The sequence below is a fragment of the Comamonas odontotermitis genome (assembly GCF_014207855.1).
In the GTDB taxonomy this organism is placed as follows: Bacteria; Pseudomonadota; Gammaproteobacteria; order Burkholderiales; family Burkholderiaceae_C; genus Comamonas; species Comamonas odontotermitis_A.
On sequence record NZ_JACHKZ010000038.1, the window covers coordinates 1 to 23,397 of the forward strand.

General features: G+C 58.7%; 14 protein-coding genes. 3 read left to right on the forward strand and 11 right to left on the reverse strand.

Annotated features, from left to right (window positions below):
- The coding region (locus HNP33_RS19030) for a DUF2846 domain-containing protein (RefSeq protein WP_233464610.1) at positions 1–569 on the forward strand (569 nt) is incomplete at its 5' end.
- 225 nt (positions 570–794) lie between these two features.
- Here the strand turns inward: HNP33_RS19030 and HNP33_RS19035 are convergent.
- Positions 795–4,565, reverse strand: a complete 3,771-nt coding sequence (locus HNP33_RS19035) for an IPTL-CTERM sorting domain-containing protein (protein WP_184711407.1) — start codon at positions 4,563–4,565, stop codon at positions 795–797.
- A gap of 897 nt (positions 4,566–5,462) precedes the next feature.
- Positions 5,463–7,598 carry an IPTL-CTERM sorting domain-containing protein gene (locus tag HNP33_RS19040; RefSeq protein ID WP_184711409.1) on the reverse strand — a complete coding sequence of 712 codons (2,136 nt, stop codon included), beginning with the start codon at positions 7,596–7,598 and terminating at the stop codon, positions 5,463–5,465.
- A gap of 443 nt (positions 7,599–8,041) precedes the next feature.
- Here HNP33_RS19040 and HNP33_RS19045 point away from each other — a divergent pair, with 443 nt between their 5' ends.
- Positions 8,042–10,432, forward strand: a complete 2,391-nt coding sequence (locus HNP33_RS19045; RefSeq protein WP_184711411.1) for an autotransporter outer membrane beta-barrel domain-containing protein — start codon at positions 8,042–8,044, stop codon at positions 10,430–10,432.
- 170 nt (positions 10,433–10,602) lie between these two features.
- Here the strand turns inward: HNP33_RS19045 and HNP33_RS19050 are convergent, their stop codons facing one another.
- The gene (locus tag HNP33_RS19050; protein WP_184711413.1) at positions 10,603–13,374 is read right to left on the reverse strand and encodes a DUF11 domain-containing protein; all 2,772 of its coding nucleotides are present in this window, start codon (positions 13,372–13,374) and stop codon (positions 10,603–10,605) included.
- A 1,022-nt stretch (positions 13,375–14,396) separates the two neighbouring features.
- On the opposite strand from HNP33_RS19050, the gene HNP33_RS19055 reads away from it, so the two are divergent.
- A complete protein-coding gene (locus HNP33_RS19055) occupies positions 14,397–15,206 on the forward strand; it encodes a uracil-DNA glycosylase family protein (RefSeq protein WP_233464611.1) in 810 nt (269 codons plus the stop codon).
- Between the two features lie 257 nt (positions 15,207–15,463).
- On the opposite strand, the gene HNP33_RS19060 is transcribed toward HNP33_RS19055, so the two are convergent.
- From HNP33_RS19060 to soxC, 8 genes are all read right to left on the reverse strand, one after another.
- Positions 15,464–16,579, reverse strand: a complete 1,116-nt coding sequence (locus tag HNP33_RS19060) for a YeeE/YedE family protein (RefSeq protein ID WP_184711415.1) — start codon at positions 16,577–16,579, stop codon at positions 15,464–15,466.
- Between the two features lie 62 nt (positions 16,580–16,641).
- Positions 16,642–18,369, reverse strand: coding sequence for a thiosulfohydrolase SoxB (soxB, locus tag HNP33_RS19065; protein WP_184711417.1), 1,728 nt, complete (start codon positions 18,367–18,369; stop codon positions 16,642–16,644).
- Positions 18,370–18,449: 80 nt separating this feature from the next.
- Entirely contained in the window at positions 18,450–19,103 is a 654-nt protein-coding gene (soxX, locus tag HNP33_RS19070; protein WP_184711419.1) for a sulfur oxidation c-type cytochrome SoxX, read from the reverse strand.
- A gap of 11 nt (positions 19,104–19,114) precedes the next feature.
- On the reverse strand, positions 19,115–19,933 hold the full coding sequence (soxA, locus tag HNP33_RS19075; RefSeq protein WP_184711421.1) for a sulfur oxidation c-type cytochrome SoxA: 819 nt from the start codon (positions 19,931–19,933) through the stop codon (positions 19,115–19,117).
- Between the two features lie 141 nt (positions 19,934–20,074).
- Positions 20,075–20,386: a thiosulfate oxidation carrier complex protein SoxZ gene (soxZ, locus tag HNP33_RS19080; protein ID WP_184711422.1), complete on the reverse strand. Its 312-nt coding sequence runs from the start codon at positions 20,384–20,386 to the stop codon at positions 20,075–20,077.
- 27 nt (positions 20,387–20,413) lie between these two features.
- Positions 20,414–20,869, reverse strand: a complete 456-nt coding sequence (gene soxY, locus HNP33_RS19085) for a thiosulfate oxidation carrier protein SoxY (protein ID WP_184711424.1) — start codon at positions 20,867–20,869, stop codon at positions 20,414–20,416.
- Between the two features lie 67 nt (positions 20,870–20,936).
- On the reverse strand, positions 20,937–22,052 hold the full coding sequence (locus HNP33_RS19090) for a c-type cytochrome (RefSeq protein WP_184711426.1): 1,116 nt from the start codon (positions 22,050–22,052) through the stop codon (positions 20,937–20,939).
- Positions 22,036–23,385 (reverse strand): sulfite dehydrogenase, encoded by a 1,350-nt coding sequence (gene soxC / locus HNP33_RS19095; RefSeq protein ID WP_184711428.1) that lies wholly within the window; start codon positions 23,383–23,385, stop codon positions 22,036–22,038. The genes HNP33_RS19090 and soxC overlap by 17 nt, the downstream gene beginning before the upstream one ends.
- Positions 23,386–23,397 lie beyond the last annotated feature (12 nt).

Below are 23,397 nucleotides of genomic sequence, written 5' to 3' on the forward strand. Positions count from 1 at the left end.
CACCGAGCTGGGCACGCCCCAAACGGTGGCCGTGGCATAACTACGTCTGGGGTTTGGGGAGACTCAGTCTCAAACCGATTTATGCAACAAAGCCAACCATGTGGAAAACAACATCGGCCATGTGCCTGCTCGCGGCCTTTTTGACGGGTTGCGCTTCGGTCAATATGGCAAGCAAAGAAGAGTCAGCCAAAGCCAAGACCTTCCAACCACCCAGCGCAGGCAACGCTGGCCTCTACGTCTACCGCAACAGCGTGTTCGGTGCAGCGCTCAAGAAGGACATCACGATCGATGGCAAGTGCCTCGGCGAGAGCGCATCCAAAGTGTTTTTCTACACCGAGGTCGAAGGCGGCAAGAGCCACAGAATCGAGACCGAGTCAGAGTTCTCCCCGAACGGCATTGATTTAACGACCGAGCCGGACAAGACCTATTTTGTCCGCCAATACATCAAGATGGGCGCCTTTGTGGGCGGTGCCAATTTGGAAATTGTGCCTGCCGAACAAGGCAAGGCAGACCTAGCAGAGCTGGAAATGGCAGTGCCGGGGAAGTGCGGCGAAAGGCGCGTTCAATAAGCATTGGCCAAGCGCAATGACTTAGCGATTCCATCGAGAGAACTCCGGGAGGAGCATAAGTTGAGAATGGCCCTTGCTCTCTATAAAGAGCAAGGGCCATTTTTGATTGGGGGCTGGCGGCCTGCTGACTTGCGGTCGATGCGAAAACGACGGCTGCAGGGAGGCTAGCGTCGGCAGTGGATCAGGAGAGAAGGCGATGCGTCTCCTCCCCTCTCTCCGCCTGAATCACCGCACTTGCTGGCGGCGCAATCCGGCCACGGCGAATCCGGCCAGGACAATGGAGAGCAACATCAGCGCCCATTGACCCAATGATGGAACGGGTGCGGGCACGGAGGGGTTGCCTCCGGTATCCTGCTGCGTCAGCGTGTTGGTCACGTTGATGGTGAGCGCCGCAGATGGGCCGATGGCCGCAGTCGGGTTGGGGCTGATGGCTGGCGAACCAGACCACATATATCCTGCAGGCGCTGTAGGCGGCGTGTCTTCGGTGACGGTGCAGGCATCGCCATCAAGGAATCGCAACGCGACACCGGTGCCGGTGGTAGCGCCTGCGGCAACAGTGGCAGACCATTTCTGCGGTGCCTGCGCACCGCAGGTGATCGTGCCGGTAAAGGTCATCGCCGCTGGCAAACCACCTGCTGGTGCGCCGTTGACGGTCTTCACCACGGTCAGCGTACTGGTATTGGCTTGCAGCGTGTTGGTCACGTTGATGGTGAGCGCCGCAGATGGGCCGATGGCCGCAGTCGGGTTGGGGCTGATCGTTGGTGCACCCGTCCATGTGTACCCGGCGGGCGCCGTGGGCGGTGTGTTTTCGGTGATGGAGCAGGTGTCACCGTCAGTGAATCGCAGTGCAGTGCCGGTGCCAGTGGTTGCACCAGCGGCCACGGTGACAGACCAGTTCTGCGGTGTCTGTGCACCGCAGGTGATCGTGCCGGTAAAGGTCATCGCCGCTGGCAAACCGCTTGCTGGTGCGCCATTGACGGTCTTCACCACGGTCAGCGTACTGGTATTGGCTTGCAGTGTGTTGGTCACGTTGATGGTGAGTGCCGCAGATGGGCCGATGGCCGCAGTCGGGTTGGGGCTGATCGTTGGTGCGCCCGTCCATGTGTACCCAGCGGGCGCCGTGGGCGGCGTATTTTCGGTGATGGAGCAGGTGTCACCGTCAGTGAATCGCAGTGCAGTGCCGGTGCCAGTGGTTGCACCAGCGGCCACGGTGACAGACCAGTTCTGCGGTGTCTGCGCACCGCAGGTGATCGTGCCGGTAAAGGTCATCGCTGCGGGCAAACCGCTTGCTGGTGCGCCGTTGACGGTCTTCACCACGGTCAGCGTACTGGTATTGGCTTGCAGTGTGTTGGTCACGTTGATGGTGAGTGCCGCAGATGGGCCGATGGCCGCAGTCGGGTTGGGGCTGATCGTTGGTGCACCCGTCCATGTGTACCCAGCGGGCGCCGTGGGCGGTGTGTTTTCGGTAATGGAGCAGGTGTCGCCGTCAATGAATCGCAGTGCTGTGCCGGTGCCAGTGGTTGCACCAGCGGCCACGGTGACAGACCAGTTCTGCGGTGTCTGCGCACCGCAGGTGATCGTGCCGGTAAAGGTCATCGCCGCTGGCAAACCGCTTGCTGGTGCGCCATTGACGGTCTTCACCACGGTCAGCGTACTGCTCGGCACAATTTGCAGATTGACCGTACTGCTGTTGGAGGACTGGATCGGGTCGACCACACCGGGCGCCACAACCGCATAGGCCGTATTTGGGTAGGTGCCGGGTGTTGAGCCAGCCGTGCCGGTAATCAGGAAGCGCACCACACCGCCGCTACCAATCGAAGTAATGGTGCTGCTCACGGTGCGTGTACTCGCGTCGTAATTCACGCTGCCGCAGGTGGCAGGTGCCGTCAGCGTGGAGCAACTGGCGCTGCCGTAGTTGAAGCCGATTGGCAGCGGATCACTGAATGCGATGCCGCTGGTATCTGCCGGGCCAGCGCTGGCAACGTCAATGGTGTATGTCACCGCGCCGCCGCTCACCGTGGTCACCGGTGAGACCGATTTGTTCACGGAGATATCTGCGCAGGTCAGCAGCAGTGCAACCGATCTGTTGTTGTTGTATGAATCCGGATCGGTAACACCAGTTGGCGGCGTTACGGAGGCGAAATTCTGAATGTCACCCGAGCCACTTGTGCAAGGGGCAACGATGTCCGTTGCGACCAGTGTGTAGACGATCGTCAACGCCCCACCGGAGGGCAACTGAGGCACTGTCGTGGAGTACAGGTAATTGTCATTGGCACCCACGCCCGAATAGTTGTGGAATGCAGAATTCGCCGGGCACTGCGCGCCAGCGCTTGGCGTGCAACTCACAAACGTCGCTGCCAGATTCGTGGCGTTTCCCTGGCCGTAGCCACGCAGAAAATCGCTGATCAATGATCCATTTGCCGCACTTGGGCCCGCGTTGTTGACAGTAACGGTGTAGGTAACGGGTGCGCCGGAGACATAGTTCGCCGGGCTCTGCGTCTTGGTAACCGACAGATCCGCCTGCGGGCAGGCAGCAGCAGCTGGTTTGAGCAGTGCCACAGAGCTTGCATCGTTGTTCGAGCTCGAATCGGTCGTGCCTGCTGGTGCGGATATGAAGGCGAAATTCTGAATATCACCGTTGCTCGTGCCGCAAGGCGCTGCAAGGTCGGTCGGCGTCATCGTGTAGACGATCGTGAGCGAACCGCCTGCAGGAAACTGAGGGATCGTCGTGGAGAACAGGTAGTTATCGTAAGCGCCTACGCCAGAGTAATTTTGAAAAGCCGAGTTCGCGGGGCATTGCGCGCCGCCAGCAGCTGTGCAGCTGACGAAGTTCGCTACCAGGTTGGTGTAGTTACCAGTGCCATAGGTCCGCATGAAATCTCTGATCACCGCACCGTTGGCTGCGTTCGGGCCGGCATTGCTGACCGTGACGGTATAGGTGACCGGTACCCCCGAGGCGTAGCTGTTCGGGCTTTGGGTCTTGATGACCGACAGATTGACTGGCGGGCAGGCGGGAGCGGCCGGTTTGAGCAGTGCAACCGATGATGCATTGTTATTGGAGTTCGAATCCGTGGTCCCAGCCGGAGGCGAGACAAACGCGAAGTTCTGGATGTCGCCATTGCCTGTTCCGCAGGGCGCCACCGTGTCCGTTGGCAGCAGGGTGTAGACAATCGTCAGCGAGCCGTTGGCAGGCAGTTTGGGCACCGTGGTGGAGTACAGGTAGTTGTCATTCGCGCCAACCCCGGAGTAATTGAGAAAGGCCGAGTTTGCAGGACATTGGGCGCCGCCACCGGCGGTGCAGCTGACGAAGGTCGCCACCAGGTTGGTGTAGTTGCCCGTTGCATAGGTGCGCAGGAAATCACTGATCCGTGCGCCATCGGCGGCTGCCGGGCCGGCATTGGCAATCGTGACCGTATAGGTAACGGGTACACCAGAGGTGTAGGTCGCTGAACTCTGCGTCTTGGTTACCGACAGGTCGGTCACGTATGACATCGATGTGCTGACGGCGCTGGTATTGGACGCAGGCTTGGGGTCGCTCACACCAGCGGGGACGGTAATCGTCGCCGTATTGGTCAATGAGGTGGGACCTGTTGCCGGGAAGTTGCCGGTGATCTGAATCGTTACCTTGCCCTGGTTGGGAAATAGTGCCAAGGTGCCAGATACCGAGGTGTTGCTTACCGAGAGGTTGGTCGGGCACTGGGCGCCTGCACTTGCACTGACGCAAGACATCGCGACGTTGCTGACGCCGGCGGGAAGCGTATCAATGAAGGTGGCGCCATCGCTGGAATCGGGGCCATTGTTGTCCATCACCAAGGTATAGGTGAACGTACCTCCACCAAATGCCGAGGAAGGCCCGCTCTTGGTCACCTGCAGATCGGCCGATTGCGCAAAACTGGCTGCAGGTGCGAGCAATAAGAGTGCGGCGCAGATGGCAAAGGCTGCCGAGGCCGCACTCTTTGCCTTCACCAAGGCACACAAAAGGTGAGTCATTTTCATAGCGTGTTTTCCAGATACGATCTATCCGAATTTCTTTGCGCGAAGCGCTATTCATTGCTGTGGCGCATGGAAGCCACAGTCCACTCCAGAGGAAGACCAGCAGATCGATCATCCAACCCGGCGGGGACTATCAACGCCTGATCAGTGCCACAGTTGCTACTACCGCAGCAGGGCAATGCCTATATGCCAATCACGCGAGTAAAGACGTCAGCCCATGTGGCTTGGGAGGGAGACTTCACTCGTCTGCAAGAAGAGACGGCGATCCAGCAGCAATAACGTGGGGTTCGGCACCTTCGCTGCAGCGCAGCTTTGTTGGTGCGAGTTCGCGGTTTGACCTACGCAGCACCCACACCCATGTGCACTGCCAGAGCAGTCACTCGCATGGTCAACGTAGGGAGAGGCTTGTGAGATTGCATGAATATCTTTCTGTTTATCAAATCAATTCACAAGAATTATTCAATTTTATCAATCAAATACCAACTAGTTCCCCCACATTCGCGCACCATAGTGACAATTGTTTACACCACTACTGCACAGCAGAGACAAACAACGGACCACCCAAAATAGCCGGTCGCTATTTGGCGCATGGGGGAATATGAGAGGGGCGCATCGCTAACGAAGCTCTGTCGGATCGGAGCCACTGCAGTCCAAGTTTGGTGCGCCAGAGGCAGAGGGTTGTGCCGGATAGGGCCCAGTATCCGCTGCAGCTGCGCTGTGCGACGTGCCGAACCGGGTATTTCATTAACCAATGGCGCGGCCAGAGGCAGGCATCCATCGCCACCTCCTTCGCGGTAAACACCACGATATACCAGGAGATCACCCCTGCAAGCAGGGTCTGCGGCCTAGGTACTGCCCGCCAGATTCAAGGAGGGGCTGCGCGCCCCCTCCTCACCTGGATCACTGCGCTTGAACGCGACGCAAACCAATCAATGCGAACGCGACAACAGCGATGGAAAGCAATATCAGCGCCCACTGATTCAGTGATGGAACGGGCGCGGGTGTATCCAGCGTGGCGGGAGCGATCTGTACTGCATCCGCGCTTGCGCTGCACTGCGCCTGCCCATTGAGGCACAACTCAGGAGCGGTGGGTGTGGCCGTGGCCGTATTGACGATGGATGTACCCTGGCCCGACGCAGCGACTACCGCCGACAGCGTGAAGGTGGCCGACGCCTGAGGATCCAGACCGCTCAACACTACAGCCAGCGGCAAGGAGCCACTGGTATTCGCTCCACATGCGCCTGTGCACGTCCAGGTACCGCTTTCAAACCCGGCCGGCAGCGGATCGGCAATGGCAATGGGCTGAGTCACAGCTACACCGGTAGGGTTGCTGACCTGTACCGTGTATTGCACGGTATCGCCGACCTTGGCGGTCGCCTCACTGGCGCGCGTTTTGCTGATCTGTACGCCGCCAAGTACGGCCACTGTGGCCGAAGCCGTGCATGGGCTTGCGCCACTGCTGCATTGGCCGTCGCCGGGGGTCACACTTACTGCATTGGTGGCGGAGTTGCTTGAGCCTGCCGCCACCGATGCTACAGCGTAGTTCAATGCACCACCTGCAGGCAATGTCAAGCCAGTCAGGCTGATGGATCCAGCACCAGATGCCGATGGGCAGACGGCACCTCCGCTGGCCGAACAGGTCCATGCTGCACTGCTCCAATCGGAGGTAAGCGGATCGCTCACAGCAATGCCCGTGCCGGCCACGGGCCCTGCATTGGCGATGGAGACGGTGAAATGTGCCGCCGCGCCAGCCATGACGCTGGTCTCTGCCACCGATTTGCTGACCTGGATGCTGGCAATGGGGGGACATGCCAGGGATGCGGTGGCATTTTGCTGCGCCGCGCCGCTGGCAGTTGTAAATTCGACACCCGCATCAATGGTGTTGATGACCGCCGTATTGGTGCATGCCGCAACTGCCGAAACCGGCCAGGTGACGGTAGCGGTAATCGTACATCCGGCAGAAGGCAGGGTGGCGCCATCCAGCGCCAGAGCAGTTTGACCAGGGCTTCCCGTGAGAGTGCCGCCGCTGCAAGTCGTGGTAGGAGCACTGGCCAGTTGCAGAGGAGAAGGTAGATTGTCATGCACCACCAGATTAGAGACTGGCGCGCCTGGCTGAAATACCCCTGCTGCATCCGTATAGCCACCGTTGTTGTTGATGCGGATTGTGAGCACGGAAGTTCCCCCCACCGCTACGCTATTGGGGCTGAACGATTTATTGATACTGGGCGAGAGACTGCATGCGCCGCCCGGTGCCGTGGCATTGATGAAGGCAGTGGAAATTTTGCCCTGGTTGCCCGAATAGCGCACGGAATCAAACATGCTGACATCGGTGCTCTGGAAAAGGCAAGCCCCTTGTGGAGCGCCATTGCCATCAAGATACGACTGCTCGATGGGAACCACCATGGTCGAAGCCCCAGGTACGGTATCTGAACTCGGAGGAATCGGTGCCGACTGCGGCGTATACAGGGTGTTGTTCAGAGGAACTCCTGTATAGGCCCCATAGGAATGCCCGCCCATCACAGGCAAGCCTGCAAACGCACCGGCGTAGATGCTGCGCGTATTCAAGATCTGCGGCTCGCCGCTGCCCCCTCTGATGGTGGTGCTCAGCGCCAGTGTCCAGTCGTTCTTGGCCGCAATAAACGCAGGCATGAATGACAAGTGCTCATCAAAATTGAAGAAGGCGCGAGCCGTGCGTTGCCGCATGCCGTCTGAAATGACGGTAATGGCCGCCTGGTTGGCCGCTACATATACCGTGCAGGTCACCACAATATCGTAGGGGCCCGTGGCAGGCGACAAGTCCTGCATCGTCAAAGGCGAGACATTGTTATTCAGCTTACCCGGCATGGCGACCACAGTATGGGTAGGCTGCAACGCCGTGAACTCGGAGATGCAGTTGTTATTGATGGTGATCGCATCACCCGCAGTTTCTGCAGTGGTCAACACCAGAATCTTGGCTGCCAATGCATGGCCACTGAATGCAATCGAGGCCGCCGCCAGCAAGCCCGCCTTGAAAAAATTACGAAAATTTCTTTTCATTTGAGCAACCATTGATTGATATTACAAATTTATCGGTGCATGTTACATCAATCAATTGGCTGGAACCAATGGCGGTTAACCAAGCATCTATAACAAAGATCAGCTTGTCAGCCCGCGGGTTCTGAGACCGCCGTGCCCCTTGTTTCAACAAGCCTCGGCACCGGCCAATACCGCCATCAATTCCAGGCATTCTTGGCATTCTTGGCATTCTTGGCATTCACGCCACCAAGTCAGAAGATAGATCATTGCTTCAAGCGATACATCACTCATAGCAAAAACAAAACTTAAAAAATTACCGGCATGTTAATTTTGCTTACATGAACCATATGCCGATGTATTCCAGAGTTCCATCGAACTTGAAGCTCAAGGCTGTCATTGCAGCAGCATATGGAGCTTTTGCCCTGCCCCTGACCAGTTGGGCGGCCTGTTCTCCGCCATCACCCATGGGCGCGGCCAACGGCTCTGTGCTATGCAGTGGAACTACTGCAGGGCAGTATCTGATCAACGCCACAAATGTACAGTTCACCAACGACAGCGCTGGCGACATGACCTTGAGCGGCACCAGCATCGGCTTGATCTACGCGCGCGAAAATACGGCCAATGGGGTCTCGGTCATCAACCAGGGCAAGATGACGTGGAGCGGCGCACTCTACCAAACCCCTGCAGGTGGAGGAAGAGCACTGGCCAACATTGGGTATCTGAATGCCAACAATTTCAGCAGCGCAAGCTTCACCAACGCCAGTGGCGCCAGCCTGACGATGACCACGGCAAGCCCGGCTCTTGCCAATAGCGGCCTCGATACCGTAGCGGTTGCCGCAAGTGCGGCGAACAGCCAGGCAACGGTCACCAATAACGGCTCCATCTCGCTCACCAATACAGCCACCGGCCCAAGCGTATCGAACAATGCCATTGAGGTGCTGGCACAAAATTTCACCGTCACCAATTCCGGCCCTGTGGATGTAGTCTCCTCCGCCAGTGCATTCACCAGCGGTTTGCAGCCCCGCATGTGGAGCGCGGCCACAGGAGGCAGCGGCACCACGACAAACTCGGGCCCCATCAATATCACTAATACCCATGCAACGCGCACGACGGGCAGCGTCGGTATCTACCAGCAGGCATCCATCAATTCGCTAGTAGACAATAGCGGCAGCATCACCATCACCAATTCGAGCCCCCTGGCAACCTCCCCCGTTGGAGGCATTGGTAACGCTGGTTATGCCAACAGTTCCGGTTTTGTGCGAATCAACAATACCGGCAGCGTTGTGGTCGACAGCCCGAGCAATTACGTCTACGCTGCCCAATCGGGCACGTCCAGCAACGCCAACCCGATGACCATCGACAATAGCGGCTTGCTTGAGATCAAATCCAGCGCAGCCATCCCTGACGCCGCCTTCCGAGCCGCAGTGATGGTGCTCCCACGTATCGCTGGTCTGACGGCATTGCAAACCATCAACAATACCGCCAGCGGCATCATTCGTGCCGATGCACAAAGCTATGCCGTCGTGGTGTACCAAGACACTCCGGTCCACTTAAATAACGCGGGAACCATCACCGGCAAGGTGTTCATGGGCACTGGAGCCGATGAGCTTATTCATACCGGTGGCACCATTACCGGCGATATCAATCTGGGCAATGGCAACGACACCATGCGAGCCAGCGGCGGCGCGCTTGTAGGAATCACCGCCATGGACGAAGGCGATGATGCGCTCACGCTGGCCGCAGGCGTGGATATAACTCAGGCTCCACAGTTCGATGGCGGCACAGGCACTGACACCTTGACCTTGGATGGATTGGCAATGCGGGGCTTTACCGGCGGCAGCAACAATCTTGCCAATGGAAGCAATCTCACGCTTTGGGAAACCATTCACCTCGCCAACGCAGCGACCTTGCAACTCTCGGGTGATCTGTTCGAAAGTAGTGCGGCAGCGCAGATCAATATTGATAGCGCGGCCACTCTGCGCGCCAGCGATGCACCAGGTACGTTTCACGTCTATGGCAGTGTTGCCAATGACGGCACCATCACCTTGGCCGACACAAGCCCCGCAGCAGACGATCGCATTACCTTCACAGGCAACTTCAACGGCACGGGCAGCAATGTAGTGGCACTGGATACTGTGTTGGGTGACAGCAATTCTGCATCTGACGTGCTGGAAGTGAACGGTAACACGAGCGGTGTCAGTACCTTGCGTATCGTGAATGCGAATGGGCTGGGTGCAGCCACGACGGGTAACGGCATCCTGGTGGTCAAAGTGGACGGAGCCTCCAATGGCGTCTTCACACTAGAAGGCGGATCGATCACCGCCGGGCACTTCAGCTATACCTTGCACCAGGTAGGCAACAACTGGTATTTGCAATCCCGCTTGCTGCCTCCCACTGTCAGCGTGGCATGCAGCCCGGTGGAGCTATTCGACTCTGCCAACCAGGTCAGCACCTGCACCTTGACGCTGACCCATCCCGCTCCGCCGCAAGGCCTCAGTGTGAACCTGAATCTGCCAGCGTCCAACCCACGCTACAGCACAACGTGTACACAGCCGATCGTGGTACCCGCAGACTCCCTATCGGCAACCTGCACGATCGTGGCAACTCCGAACACGGTTGCCAATGATGGAGACGTGATTGCAGAGCTCTCAGTGGCACCCGCCACGGCGAGCACCTATGACATCGCGGGCTCTCCCGCGCAAGTGCTTGTCAAAGACGACGACAAGCCATCTGTAGCATCGCCCGCACCTGTCCCCACCATGGGAGGGCACGGCTTGCTGTTGCTGTCCCTGGGGCTTGGCGGTGCAGGCATCTTCTTTACCCGCCTCCAAAGGCGTCACCCCAAAGTGCATTAGCCCGCAGGGCCAAGCACGCAGCCCACGGCTCCAAGAACCTGCAGCAATCGCCGCCGCTTCTACGTCTCCCGTGATTTCAAACCACGACACAAGAGGCTGAAATCTGAGGAGTGGCGGCGAGGTTCATTCATTTCACCCGCCACCGCCCTGCTTGCCCGCAGCCCGTCGGCTTAATCGGAGCGAGAACGACGCAGACGCAGTACAGCCATAGCCCCAATCGCCAGTGAAATCAGCGCCAGCGCCCAGCGTGCATCCATGGGTACAGGGGTCGCACCATCCGCGGGTGTCGGCTCTGCCTCGATCACAGTCACGGCACTGATGGCCTTGTTGTTGCTGGCATCGGGATCACTCGTCTCGGAATAGGCTGTCGTGACCAGCATGACGGGTCCGGACCGCTCAGCCTTGAACGTCGTGGTGCAGGTCAGAACTTCGCCCACCTGGAACTGAGGAACCGGAGCAGAAGGCGTGCACACCGTGGTAGCGCCCGCAGGAGCACCTGTTACGGTACAGATCGCGTTAACTCCGTAATCTGGGCCTTTGTTGGTGCAACTGGTAACAACGGAGACATCAGCGCCCTTGCGCACCTCCTGCGATGCCGCGCCGACAGCCACCATATCGGCAAAGACACCCGGCGATGAAACTGTGCAGTCATCGCAATCACCTTCGCTGCTGGTAACGGTATTGATCAAGGTAGGCGTGAGCACCGGCGGGGTGATGGTCATCGTGAATTTCTTGGTCACCGAGCCGCCTGCCGCCACATTGATGTTGGCCTGCTGGCAGGTCGAGCCTTCCGAAGAACACCCTGGCGACGTGCTCCATCCTTCATTGGCCCCCGTATAGATGGCCCCATTGGGTACCGTCTCCGTCAGATCAGTGGTGACAGCGACACCCCCTGAATTGGTGACCGTAATGTCATAGACAAGCTCATCGCCATTGCGCAGTCTTTGGCCCTGGTAGGGAACGCCATTCACCAACGCCAGTTTTTTGGTGGTAGAGGGATAACCTGGCGCATGCACACCCAGGGTTGCTTGGGCCTGTACGGTATTGACGGCACCTTCGGCGGAAGTGACACCCCCGGCAGGAACGGTGTTCACATGCGTCCCCACAACCGAAGAGGTCACCATCCAACGCAACTGGCAAGTGGCTCCGGCAGCTAGCGTGCCACCGGTCAGCGTCAGCTGGCTATTGCCAGGCGCAGAGAGGTTGCCAAAACAGGTATTCCCAATCAGGTTGCCCGTCGCAGATACATCGGCAGGCAGCACATCGGTCACATTCAACGAGTGCAGATCAATGCTGGAGTTGGCATTGCTCACTGTCACCGTGAGCAGGCTTGAGCCTCCCGCACCGATGCTCGCAGGCGAAAAGCTCTTACTCACGGTGACGGCAGGCGCCACTACTTCGGTCTTGGCACTGGTGCAGCTATAACGGGAGGCATCGCAACTGGCTCCAGGTGTTCCGGTCGACGAGCCGCCACTCGGGTCCGTGGACGCATAGTTGGTCACAACACCCGTACTGGTGGCAACCACCCTGAGCGAGAATGATCCCGTGCCTCCTGCCGCAATGCCCGATTGCAACCGGCAAGACAGAAGGGCCCCCGCAGCGCTGGGCAACGCGCCACAACTGGCCCCGTTGACTGACACCGCTTTCATATTGGCAGGCAACTGCTCGGCAACCACAGCGTTGGCTACAGCCACGCCGAGTCCATTATTGATGCTGAATTGATAATCGAACTCCTGTCCCATGGCTACCTTGGCCGGACCGGTCTTGCTCACACCCACCTTTCCGCTGCTCTGGCTGATGACGGTGCTGGAGTTGTTGTCCGGGTTCAAATCGTTGGTTGCGACGGTCGCCGTGTTCTTGATGCTCAATGCATTGGCTGCGGCTCGTACATTGAACTGGTAGGTCAGGTAGCTGCCCTGCGAAGGCCGGGTTGAAGGATTACCTGCCGTCGTGTTCACCGGCAATGTGCCGGTTGTCATCACCCATGCTTTTCCATTGCTTGTGCTGGTGCCGCACTGGGCCGCACCAGATGCGGTACAGGTGGGGCCACTGATCAAGGCGACGTTGTCCGGCAAGAGGTCAGCAACAGGGATGCCACTCACCTCAGTCGGGCCATAGTTCCAGACCGTAATGATGTAATTCAATGTTCCTCCTTGCGTGAACTGTGCGGGACCGGTCTTGGAGACGCCAATGTCGGTCAACGTATTGGCACAGCTGGCATAGGATTCGGGCCTCGATGGATCGAGCAGATTCGCAGCAGGAATGATTTCTTCGATATTGCCCGGCTTCACCCACTTCATGCGCAAGAAATTCAGCCCGCCCCGGTTGTTCCAGTAAACACGCATGGCATAGCAGCTGTTGTCCTGCGATGCCACGAAATTGCCCGGAATGTCGGGATAGGAAGTCTCGCTGGTATAGGAGCTCAGGCTCCCAACCGGCACGTTGTAGTCAAAGTTGCGGTAATTGGATGCCGACGCAGCAGAGAAGCTTGTCGAAAAATCCACCTGAAGGTCATCATCATGCGCGGCTTTGAAGGTATAGGTGCCGGCGGTAGGAAAACGCACCAGCGTATATGCAACGCGGCCCTGAATCTGATCAGAGCAAGGTGCATTGCCCACGCGCGTATTGCACAGCTGCTGCTCATTGCTCGACCAGTCGATGTCATCCAGGCTACCCGAGGACGCAATATTTTGAGGCCCCCCACTTGCAAGATTGATCAGATTCGACAGCGCCCTGCTGCCGTCGTTATTGCCGTAATTGGGAGACACGGGGGTCGCGCCGCTGGGCAAGCTGTCGCGCCCTCGGTAATTGTCAAACAGGACCGTGGCGCCCACAAGATGTGGAACAGCGCCCATCAGCAACACCGCATAAATGGCGGTAAAACGTGCGCGCGTACGGGTTTGAAAGAGAAATGTATTTATCAGCGCCGCAAGGTTCGCCATGGCTTAAATTCCTTCAAAAAATGAAAACGGATACCTCCGTTTTCCAACTGCTAAAAGCCCAGTAACAGCTTGTCCACCTTCCTTCAATGACTACCCTCTGCCGCGTACTGCCAAAGGTGCGCGCGGGCTCCATGATCGACAGCTGCGCCGCACTTGTTATCGAGCAGCTGAACGCAATAGCTTCCACCGCCCGACAGGGCCATTGGCGGATAAGTTCATTGAAAAGCAGAGCTCCGCCTCATGCAGAGCCAGAGACGCTCGACTCGTTATGCTAAACAAATGAAACAATAATATTTATAAAAATAAATTTCGTTTCAATTTCAATCAGCATGAGAAAAATGAAGCAGCGACAACCTGTTTGCATGAAACAGGTCGCATGTCCACAGTCGTCAGGAAAGAGCCTCCGCCGGTGATCCGGTGCGGTGACTTTTTGCACCCGTGACAAAGCATGCAAAGACACCATCCACTCGCCTACCTGGCTCGCCGTAAGCTTCCGGCTTCTGCAAGCCAGGCCTGTTGCAGGGAGTTGGATGTCGCACTACTCGGGGGTGGTGAAAGACTCCATCCTTTAGACGAAGTCCTGACGTCTGGGTTGAACGGGCCAGCTGCGTTGATGCCATTCAAATGCAAAACCGCTTCCACAAAGGCGTGGTACCAGCACGAAAAATCCTACTTATTTCTCGGTATTCATGTTCAGACGCTTCGGTCCGACCATCAACCGCACCGCCCATTCTTCGATGGGACGGCGCAGTCTCTGCTACTGAGCAATCCAAAAGACTGGCATGCTCAAGAAAAGTTCCCACTACCGACAAAAAAACGCGAAAGAAAACGCGCAGATGAGAAAAAAAGCCGGTGCTGTACAGCTGCCAAAGAAAGTAAAGAGGGGGAGGGGGTGTTCTCTTTGGCCCGGCACTAACCGCCACAAATTCAAACCAGAATACAGACATTACCCAGACTCTTCTATCGCAATAAAGAGAGGTCCTCTTAAATTGACAATCCCTTGCAATTGATCGAGTGACGTTATGAAAGACATTCGCACCGAGCAATACCCAAGAGGCAGGAATCTGCAGATCCTCGACAAACCGCACTTTTCTTCAATGATTGCCAGTGCCATAACCGCAAGAATGGAGATGCTCAATCGCGCCATGAAACACATGCAGCCAGGAACACCGCCACCCATTGGCCCAACCGAAGAAATGGTGCGATTGACTGCACTTGCCAAAGAAATACGTCAGTGCAGGATCTGCATCGAGCATCCCGACAAGGGCCGCGCCTTGTGCCATGCGCCTCGTCCCGTCTTCCAGCTATCCGCTTCAGCTCGCATCTGCATTGCCGGACAGGCGCCCGGTATACGGGCGCATGAAAGCGGCATCCCGTTTTCTGACCCCTCAGGCGTACGCCTGCGGCAATGGCTGGATATCGGCGAGGATATCTTCTACGATGCACGCCGTATCGCCATACTGCCAATGGGATTTTGCTTTCCAGGTTTTGACGCACATGGAGGAGATCTGCCGCCACGGCCCGAATGCGCGCGCACCTGGCATGCGCAATTGATGGCGCACTTGCCCCATCTGCAACTGCTACTACTCGTGGGCGGCCACGCGCAACGCTGGCATCTGCGACGCCTGCATGCGGCCAAGGAGCTGACGCGGCTAGGTGTGAACGATACCGTCATGCACTGGCGCAGCATCTATGACAGCCCGGCTTTCACCCCGCGCTGCATCCCGCTCCCCCATCCTTCCTGGCGCAATAGCGGCTGGCTCAACCGCAATCCATGGTTTGAATCGGAGTTGCTGCCCGAGCTAAGGCAGGCCGTGCGAGCCTTGCTGTGACCGCACGGACTGAAGCGGGCGGCCTTCATGGTCTCGCAGCTTCTGTACCTGCTGCACCTTGCTCTTGAGATAGCAGAACAACCGCAAGGCGCATAAACGGAAGCTTGGTTGCAGGTATGGGCTCTCCATTCAATATAGTACGCTACAACCATGCCAGGCAACGGAACAGCCAGATGACACCTCCCAAGGGCCACCTCTGCCTTGGCGGAATACCTGCTCCTGATTGGCCCCTCAATCCATGCCGATGAAGCCCGTGGTTACCGGGATTCTTTCCAGGCCAGATAACGCAATGCCAGAACGGCGCCCACCACAATGCCGGTCACGGACAAGAAACTGCCCAGCTGCAAGGCGGAAAGCGCACTGATGCCCTGGCCGACGGTGCACCCCATCGCAACCACACCACCAACACCCATCAGGACAGCACCAACCAGATGCCGCGCCAGATCAGCTGTATTGGCAAAACCTTGCCAGCAAAAGTCGCGCCGCCACAGTGCATGGAGAAAGGCCCCTGCCACCATTCCGGCGACGCTGGCGATGCCCCAGGTCAGCACCTTGTTGCGGTCGCTGAAAAACAGCAGCCAGTCCAGGGTATGCGCCAGCGGAGTCACAAAGCTGAAAGCCTCGATGCGCCCGGTGTAGGTAGCAGCATACATATGCTCCAAGGTAGCGGGGTGCTCCTGCACATTACCCACATACCCGCCCAGCCACCACGCCGCAGCAACGCACAAGCCGACAGCAATGCCGCCTGCAAGCACAGAGACATCGCGCCTGTGCTTGCCCCCTGCGCACCAGGCGGACAGCAGCAGCAGCAAGCCAAGACCGCCTCCCATCAGGCCACGAACCAACGGCAAGGACCAGCCCGCCGCGCCAGCCACGACTTCAGGCAACAAGGCAGGCGAACTGAACCCGATGTGCACGCTATCGAGCCACCGTGCACGAGCCACCGCAGTGATGCCCTTGAGCGTGGCAAAGGCCGCCACGGCCATGACCAGAAGAACAACCAGCGACTTGAGATTGCCACCGCCCAGCCGTGTGAGATTGCGCGCTCCGCAACCCGACGCCAGCACCATCCCTACGCCAAACATCAGGCCCCCCACCATGGATGACAGCCACATCAGTTGGGTGCCTGCATACAGGGTGTCTGCTGCCGATATCCCAGCCCACAACACCAAGGCGGTAAAGCCGCACATGGCAACGCCTATGGCCATGGCCCACTGGCGTATGCGCATCCAGTCGCCCAGATAGACCACATCGCTGATCGCACCCATGGTGCAGAAGCGCGTTTCGCGCATGACGAACCCCAACGCTGCGGCCAGGAAAAAAACGGCCACCAGGATGGTGGCCACTAAAGTATCGAACTCTGCGGGGCTCATGTCCGCTATTGGAGCGGTTCTACCGCGTTTTAGCAATGCCCGCTACCCCTATATGGTCTCGCTCAGGCCAGACCCTGGTTGGGCTTCACGTTCTGCAGGCCTGGTTCATTGAGCGCACGCGGCTTGAGCACCTTCTGGTCCTTCAGCCACGGCTCCACCACTTCCCAGATCTGCTTGTTGCCTGCACTCCTGGCTTCTTCTGCCACAGGCGCCCAGCCTGCCACCTTGTATTTCTTGTCGGCCTCCAGCAACTCGCCTTTGAGACGCATTTCAGTGATGCGCGCCCCTGCCTTGGCCGTCGGATCGCATTGGTATTGCAGGCCTCCCACGCGCACCATGTCACCGCCCTGCTGGTAGTAAGGGTCAGGATTGAACAGGTTGTCGGCCACATCCTCCAGCACGGTCTTGATGGTCGCGCCGGTCATCTCGGTCACTGTGGCATACGAGTAGGTGGTTGCCGTCATGTCCATCAGCCACTCACGCGTGATGTCCTGGCCCGCCAGCAGAGATGTTCCCCAGCGAAAGCCCGGCGAAAACGCGATCGGCGCGTCCTGCACCGCCATCATGGCATCCAGCAGCAACTGGTCGCCGGTGCCATTGAAATTGCCGCGCCGGTACAAGGTTCCATCAGTTCGCGCCAGCACTTCGTTCAACCTGGATTCGTATGGCGCGCGGATCTTGGTAATCAGCGCTTCCATTTCGGTATCGGCGGGCAGAATGTTGGCAAAGATCGGCATCAGGCGGTACTTGAAATCGCGGACCTTGCCGTCTTTCACATCAAAATCCAGCACGCCCAGGAACTTGCCGTTGGAGCCTGCGTTGGTCACAATGGTCTTGCCGCCAGCGTTCTCCACCATCGTGGGAATGGGCATGCCGTCGTGCGTATGGCCTCCCAGAATGGCGTCCACCCCACGCACACGGCTCGCCATCTTGATATCGACATCCATGCCGTTGTGTGACAGGACCACAACGACCTTGGCCCCCTTGCCACGCGCCTCATCCACCATTTTCTGCAGGTTGTCATCCTGAATACCAAAGCTCCAGTCCGCCACCATGTAGCGCGGATTGGCGATCGGTGTGTATGGGAACGCCTGGCCGATGATGGCAACAGGCACGCCATTGATCTCGCGGATCACGTAGGGCTTGAACACCGGGTCGCCAAAATCCGCCGTCTTGACGTTCTGCGCCACAAAGTCGAGCTTGTTGCCAAAGTCCTTCTCGATGATCTGCTGCACCCGCTCCATGCCGTAGGTGAATTCCCAGTGGCCAGTCATCACATCCACACCCAGCAGCTTGCAGGCATCCACCATGTCCTGGGCGTTCGTCCACAGCGATGTGGCCGATCCTTGCCAGGTGTCGCCGCCATCAAGCAGCAGTGCCCCAGGGCGCGAAGCCTTCATGCGTTTGACCAGCGTAGACAGATGTGCAAAGCCACCCACTTTGCCGTAGCGCTTGGCTGCCGCGTCAAAATCCAGGTAGCTGAAAGCATGCGCACTCGCGGTTCCCGGCTGGATGCCGCAGGCCTTCAGCAAATGTTCGCCCACCAGATGGGGGCGCTGGTTCTTCATGGCACCGATGCCCAGGTTCACGCTCGGCTCACGAAAATAGATGGGTTTGAGCTGCGCGTGGCAGTCGGTCATGTGCAGCAGCGACACATTCCCAAATTGGGGCACATCGTACAGTGCCTTGTCAGCAGCGGCACTGTCGGCCCAAGCATAGCGCTGCAGGCCCATGCCACCGACGCTGGCTGCCGCCAGCACTTGCAGGAATTCGCGTTTGGAGAGGCTCATGGTAATAAAAATAGCCGGTAGTACGCTTTCACAAAGCGCTACCAGCTATTGTTTTCATAGTATTGATGATCCGGCCGTTTTCAGCGGTTGACCGGGGATTTGGGATCCACCAGCAATGCCACCACATCGCGCACCTGCGCTTCGGTCAAGATGCCCGCATGGCCGAAACGCGGCATACCGGAACAGGCGTTGTAGGCCTTGGCGTTCCAGACCTTGCCCCAGGTGTACTCCACCATGGCCTTGGACTCTGCGCTGCCGGGATCGGTGATGCCGCGAATCTTGCCGTAGTTGTAGAGCGAAGGGCCCAGCGTGCCGAACGAGATTTCTTCCTTGCTGATCTGGTGGCAGTTGTAGCAATTGCCGCCATTGGCACTGCCTGCCTTGTCGGTCCAGGTCATGCCCCGGCCGTTCTGGGCAATTTTCTCGCCCTCTTTCCAATCACCAACCAGCTTGCCATCCTTGGGCCACTGCACGGTTGTCAGGTTGGCGGCCTCAATCGCCGCGCTGCGCTTGGCATCCAGCGGCACACCCGCCACATCAGCGGCGCTGCACGCGGCATTCGATTCATCCTGCTGCAGGCGATCGACCTTGGCAATCCCCTGGTCGCGGAACGACGATGCCACGGCCTGCTGGGTCAGTGCATCCAGATTGGCGCTGCTGTCCACCGATGCGCACCCCAGTACGATCAAGGACGATGCGATGCCCGCAATGGGCAACCAGTTTGCTTTTGACATGGCACCCCTCCTCAGCGCTTGATGGACGGCGCAGTCGCCTTGCCGCCCTTGCCATTGACACCCATGTATACCCCCAGTGCAACAGTCACGTCACTGGCGTAACCTGGGTACGGAAATCGCTGCTGGCGATAGCAGTCATTCAAGCGCCGCTGCATGCTCCACAGCTCGCCGGACGATACACGGTATGCGGGCCATGCGCCAAAGCCCTCCGAGGCACCTGGGTTCTTGGTCAGATTGGGCAGATCCTGCAGGCGGATGCGCTTGCCATCCGCACCATGGCAGGAGGCGCAGGCAAAGTCATGGGGGCCACCGCGCATGAAGAACAGGCGCTTGCCCATTTCATAGGCCTGCTTCTCCTGCGTATGGTCTTGCGGCAGATTGAAAACCATGCCCTTGGACTGCGATGCAATCCATGCGACCAGGCCTTCCATGTTCTTCTGTTCGTCCGTGCCAAAGGGTGTTGCAGCAATTTTCTTGGCATCAAGGCCTTGCTGCTTTTCCATGCAGGTCAAGAGGCGCGATTCCAGATCCTGCACCTTCCCCGTGTCTGCAAAATAACGAGGCAACTCCACAAACGCGCCTTTGACCACGCCCGGCCCCTTGCCCAGGTCACACTGTTCCAGCGAGGCGTTTTTGGAGCCGCGCTTTTGCTTCCACAGCTCCTCACCCTTCATCTCGAACAGCTCGGCAGGATTTCCGTCCTGCAGCATTTCGCGGTATTCGGCAATGCCATCGGCGGTGCTTTTCTGGGCGAAGGCAGAAGCACTGGCAAGCAACGCCAGTACGGCGGAGAAGGCCAGCTTTCCGGCCCGGTGGTTGGTTTGTCTCATGGGGCACCCCTTTTTGTTATCTGTCAGAGAAGGCAGACAGCGCAGCGTCTGCCCAGGTACAGTGCGCAGCCGCTTGGCCCGGTGTGCTGCTTTCGCCGCCGCAAGGCCGGGCCGAAGCACGCCCTTGCGGCAGTGCAACCATCAGCTCACCGTGGCCTCATCGGTTCGCGTGTCTCCCTTGTTGTCCTTCCAGGACACCGATATCTTGTCGCCCGCCTTGGCGCCTTTGACGACGAACTGCAGAAATGGATTCTTCGATACTGCTGGCCCCCATTCGGCTGTCAGCACGGGCTTGCCATTGAGCGACGCAGTCACCTCCTGGATGAACCAGGCCGGAATGGTTTTGCCTTCTGCATCTTTGCGTTGCCCTGTCTCCATCTCGTGGGACATCAATACCCGCACCGTCGTCTTGTCACCCGCGGCCTGTGCGCGAATACGCATTGGATCTGCCATGTCTTGCTCCTTTTGTCTCGTCTTGTCTTAGCCGCCGCAGCCGCCCAGGGTGACCTTCACTTCCTTCTTCGCAAACAGCGCCTTGCCGTCAGCGGTGATGGCAACCGCATACACGTCCGAAGACTGGCCCAGCTTGGCGCGGGTGAGAAAGTTTGGTTCGACGGCCTCATTCACATCAAAGGCCGCCACCAGGGTGTTCGGATTCTTCTCCACCAGCACCAGCAGGCGCTTCACGTTGGTCAGCGTGGTAGCAGCCCCGATCGGCACAACGGCACCGTTCTCCGCGATGTCTGGTGCCGTCAGGCTGACATCCTTGCTTTCCTCGGGCGCTGCAGCGCCCATGGCCTTGACCACATCAGCCACGGTCTTTGCATCAAACGCGCTCTGGTTGTAGGCGGCCAGCGCTGCACGGGGCAACAGGCCCGCTGCCAGCAGCAAGCCGGTCACGGCTGCGGAATGTTTGAGTGCATCTCTGCGGTTCATGTTTCTGTCTCCTTGTCATACGTGAATATGGGAAATGGCCGATGCGATCACCCGCCTGCAAGACCTGCTACGGCTTTGCCGCAGATTCCCCCGCCAGCCAGCCGGCAATCGCCTGGGCATCATCGTCGCTGATTCCGGGCTGCGGCGGCATGGGCATTGACCCCCACACGCCCGTGCCGCCGGCCTTGATCTTGCCCAGCAGGTAATCCTTCTTGCCGGGGTATTTCTTGGCAATTTCTGCAAATCCCGGGCCCACAATCTTCTGGTCCATACCGTGGCAGGCAATGCAGGCGTTTTTTTCCAGCAACGCAGTGGGCGCTGCAGCCTTGCCTGCGTCCGCACCTGCCTTCATCTCTGCCTGGCCAGGTTTGCCAGACTTGCCATTGCCGCCATCGGTTTCAACACCGCGCTGCGCACCCACCAGGCGGTTTTGTGCCGCCAGGTTGCCATGGTTGTTGCTCGCATGCGCAGGCAGGGCCGACCGCACCTGTGGCTCGGGGCCGCAATTGTGCATACAGGCCGAGGCGCGTACATCCGGCTGGCCTGCCCCCTGCTTTGCCCCGCTCGTAAACTCCTTGCCCGGCCACATTGCGTGCTGGGTCGTCATGCCATTGCGGTTGGGCATTTTTTGCTGCACTTGGGCAATGTTCTTGTCGCTGAGCGTGTAGTCGTCGGGCACCACACCGCCCAGATTGAGCAGGTAGGCGGTTACCGCATACACCTCTTCCGTCGTCAGCGTCTTGGGGGCATTCCATGGCATGGCGCGGTTGATGTAATCCCACAGGGTCGATACCGTGGCCACCTTCATCATCGTGGTACGGCCCGGAAAAGCCGGGTCCTTCAGCCGCGCTGCGTGGCCGGTCTTGATGTCGTCGGCAGTGGTGCCCCCTACCAATGGACTGAAAACCTCGTTCGATTCGCCAAAAACGCCGTGGCAGGATGCACACTTGGCCTCCCACACATCCATGCCTTTTTGCACCGATCCCGAGCCTGGCGGCAGGCCCTTGAAATCGGGGCGCACATCGATATCCCAGGCCTGAACCTCCTTGGCCGTCGCCTCGCGGCCAATGCCTTGGAAGCGCTCCGCTGGCTTGCCAGGGGTTTGCGCAAATGCAGTTCCATGGACAGCAGCCAGCGCCAAGAACGCGTGCGCCAGCAGCCTTTTTTTATGCAAGCTGAACATTGGCCACCTCCCCATTCGCATGCACCGCCCACGACTGGATGGCGTTGTTGTGGTAGATGGAGCGCGTGCCACGCACGGCACGCAACTGCTGGTAGGTAGGCTGCACATATCCGGTCTCGTCCATCGCCCGGCTCTGAATGATGCATTCCTCACCATTCCAGGCCCAGTCGATGTTGAAGCGTGTCAGGCACTTTTCCATCACAGGGCCTTCGAGGCGGGCGGTGCGCCAGTTGCGACCACCATCCACGCTGACATCCACGCGCTTGACCTTGCCACGTCCAGACCACGCAAGCCCCGTGATGTTGTAGAAGCCCTTGTCGAGCAGCATTTGTCCGCCCGACGGCGTTGTCACTACGCTCTTGCATTCCTGAATGCTGGTGTACTGGCGGTGCTGGCCGTCTGGCATCAGATCGACATAGTGCACCGCTTCGTCCTTGGTGGCGTATGGCATGTCGCCCACTTCAATGCGACGCAGGTACTTGACCCAGCTGACGCCTTGAACACCGGGCACCACCAGGCGCAACGGATAGCCTTGCTCCGGCCGCAGCATCTCGCCGTTCTGGCCATAGGCCACCAGCACTTCGCCGGAAGTGATCAGCTCCACCGGGATGGTGCGCGTCATCGACGATCCATCAGCGCCTTCGGCCAGAATGAACTTGCCCTTTTTCAGATCGGCGCCCGCCATTTCGAGCAGGGTGATCAGCGGCACACCGGTAAACTCGCTGCATGAGAGCATGCCGTGCGTATATTGCACGGTCGGCACGGCCACATTGCCCCATTCCATGCCCGTGTTGGCACCGCACTCGATGAAGTGAAAGCGCGACACCGATGGCAGGCGCATGATGTCGTCCATCGTGAACACCTTCGCGCTCTTGACCAGGCCATTGACCATCAGGCGGTGCTTGGAAGGATCGATATCCCACCAGCCCTGGTGGTGGCGCTCGAAATGCAGGCCGCTCGGCGTAACAATCCCGAACAGCGATTGCAGCGGCGCAAACGATACCGAAGCCTGCTTGGTCTGCGTAAGCCCAGGGCTTTGGCGCCGCTGCACATTGGCCTCGTACCTCGAAGGTTTGCCATAGCCATCGGTTACCACCGGCTGGCCAAGGCCCTTGCTATGCGCTGGCAACTCCAGAATGTTCGGGTCTCCGTCTGCCACCGGCGCCTGTTGCGCATGCACGGAAGCTGCTACGGTGCCTGCTGCAGCAGCAAATGCACTGCGTATGAAATCACGCCGCCCGGCCTTGGCCTCTGCAAACACCGTGCCCACCGCCTGTGGTGGAACAAAGTTCTCTGGCGCCTTGCGCACCCTGCCCATCAGCTGGCTCCGCATATGCTCCCTTTC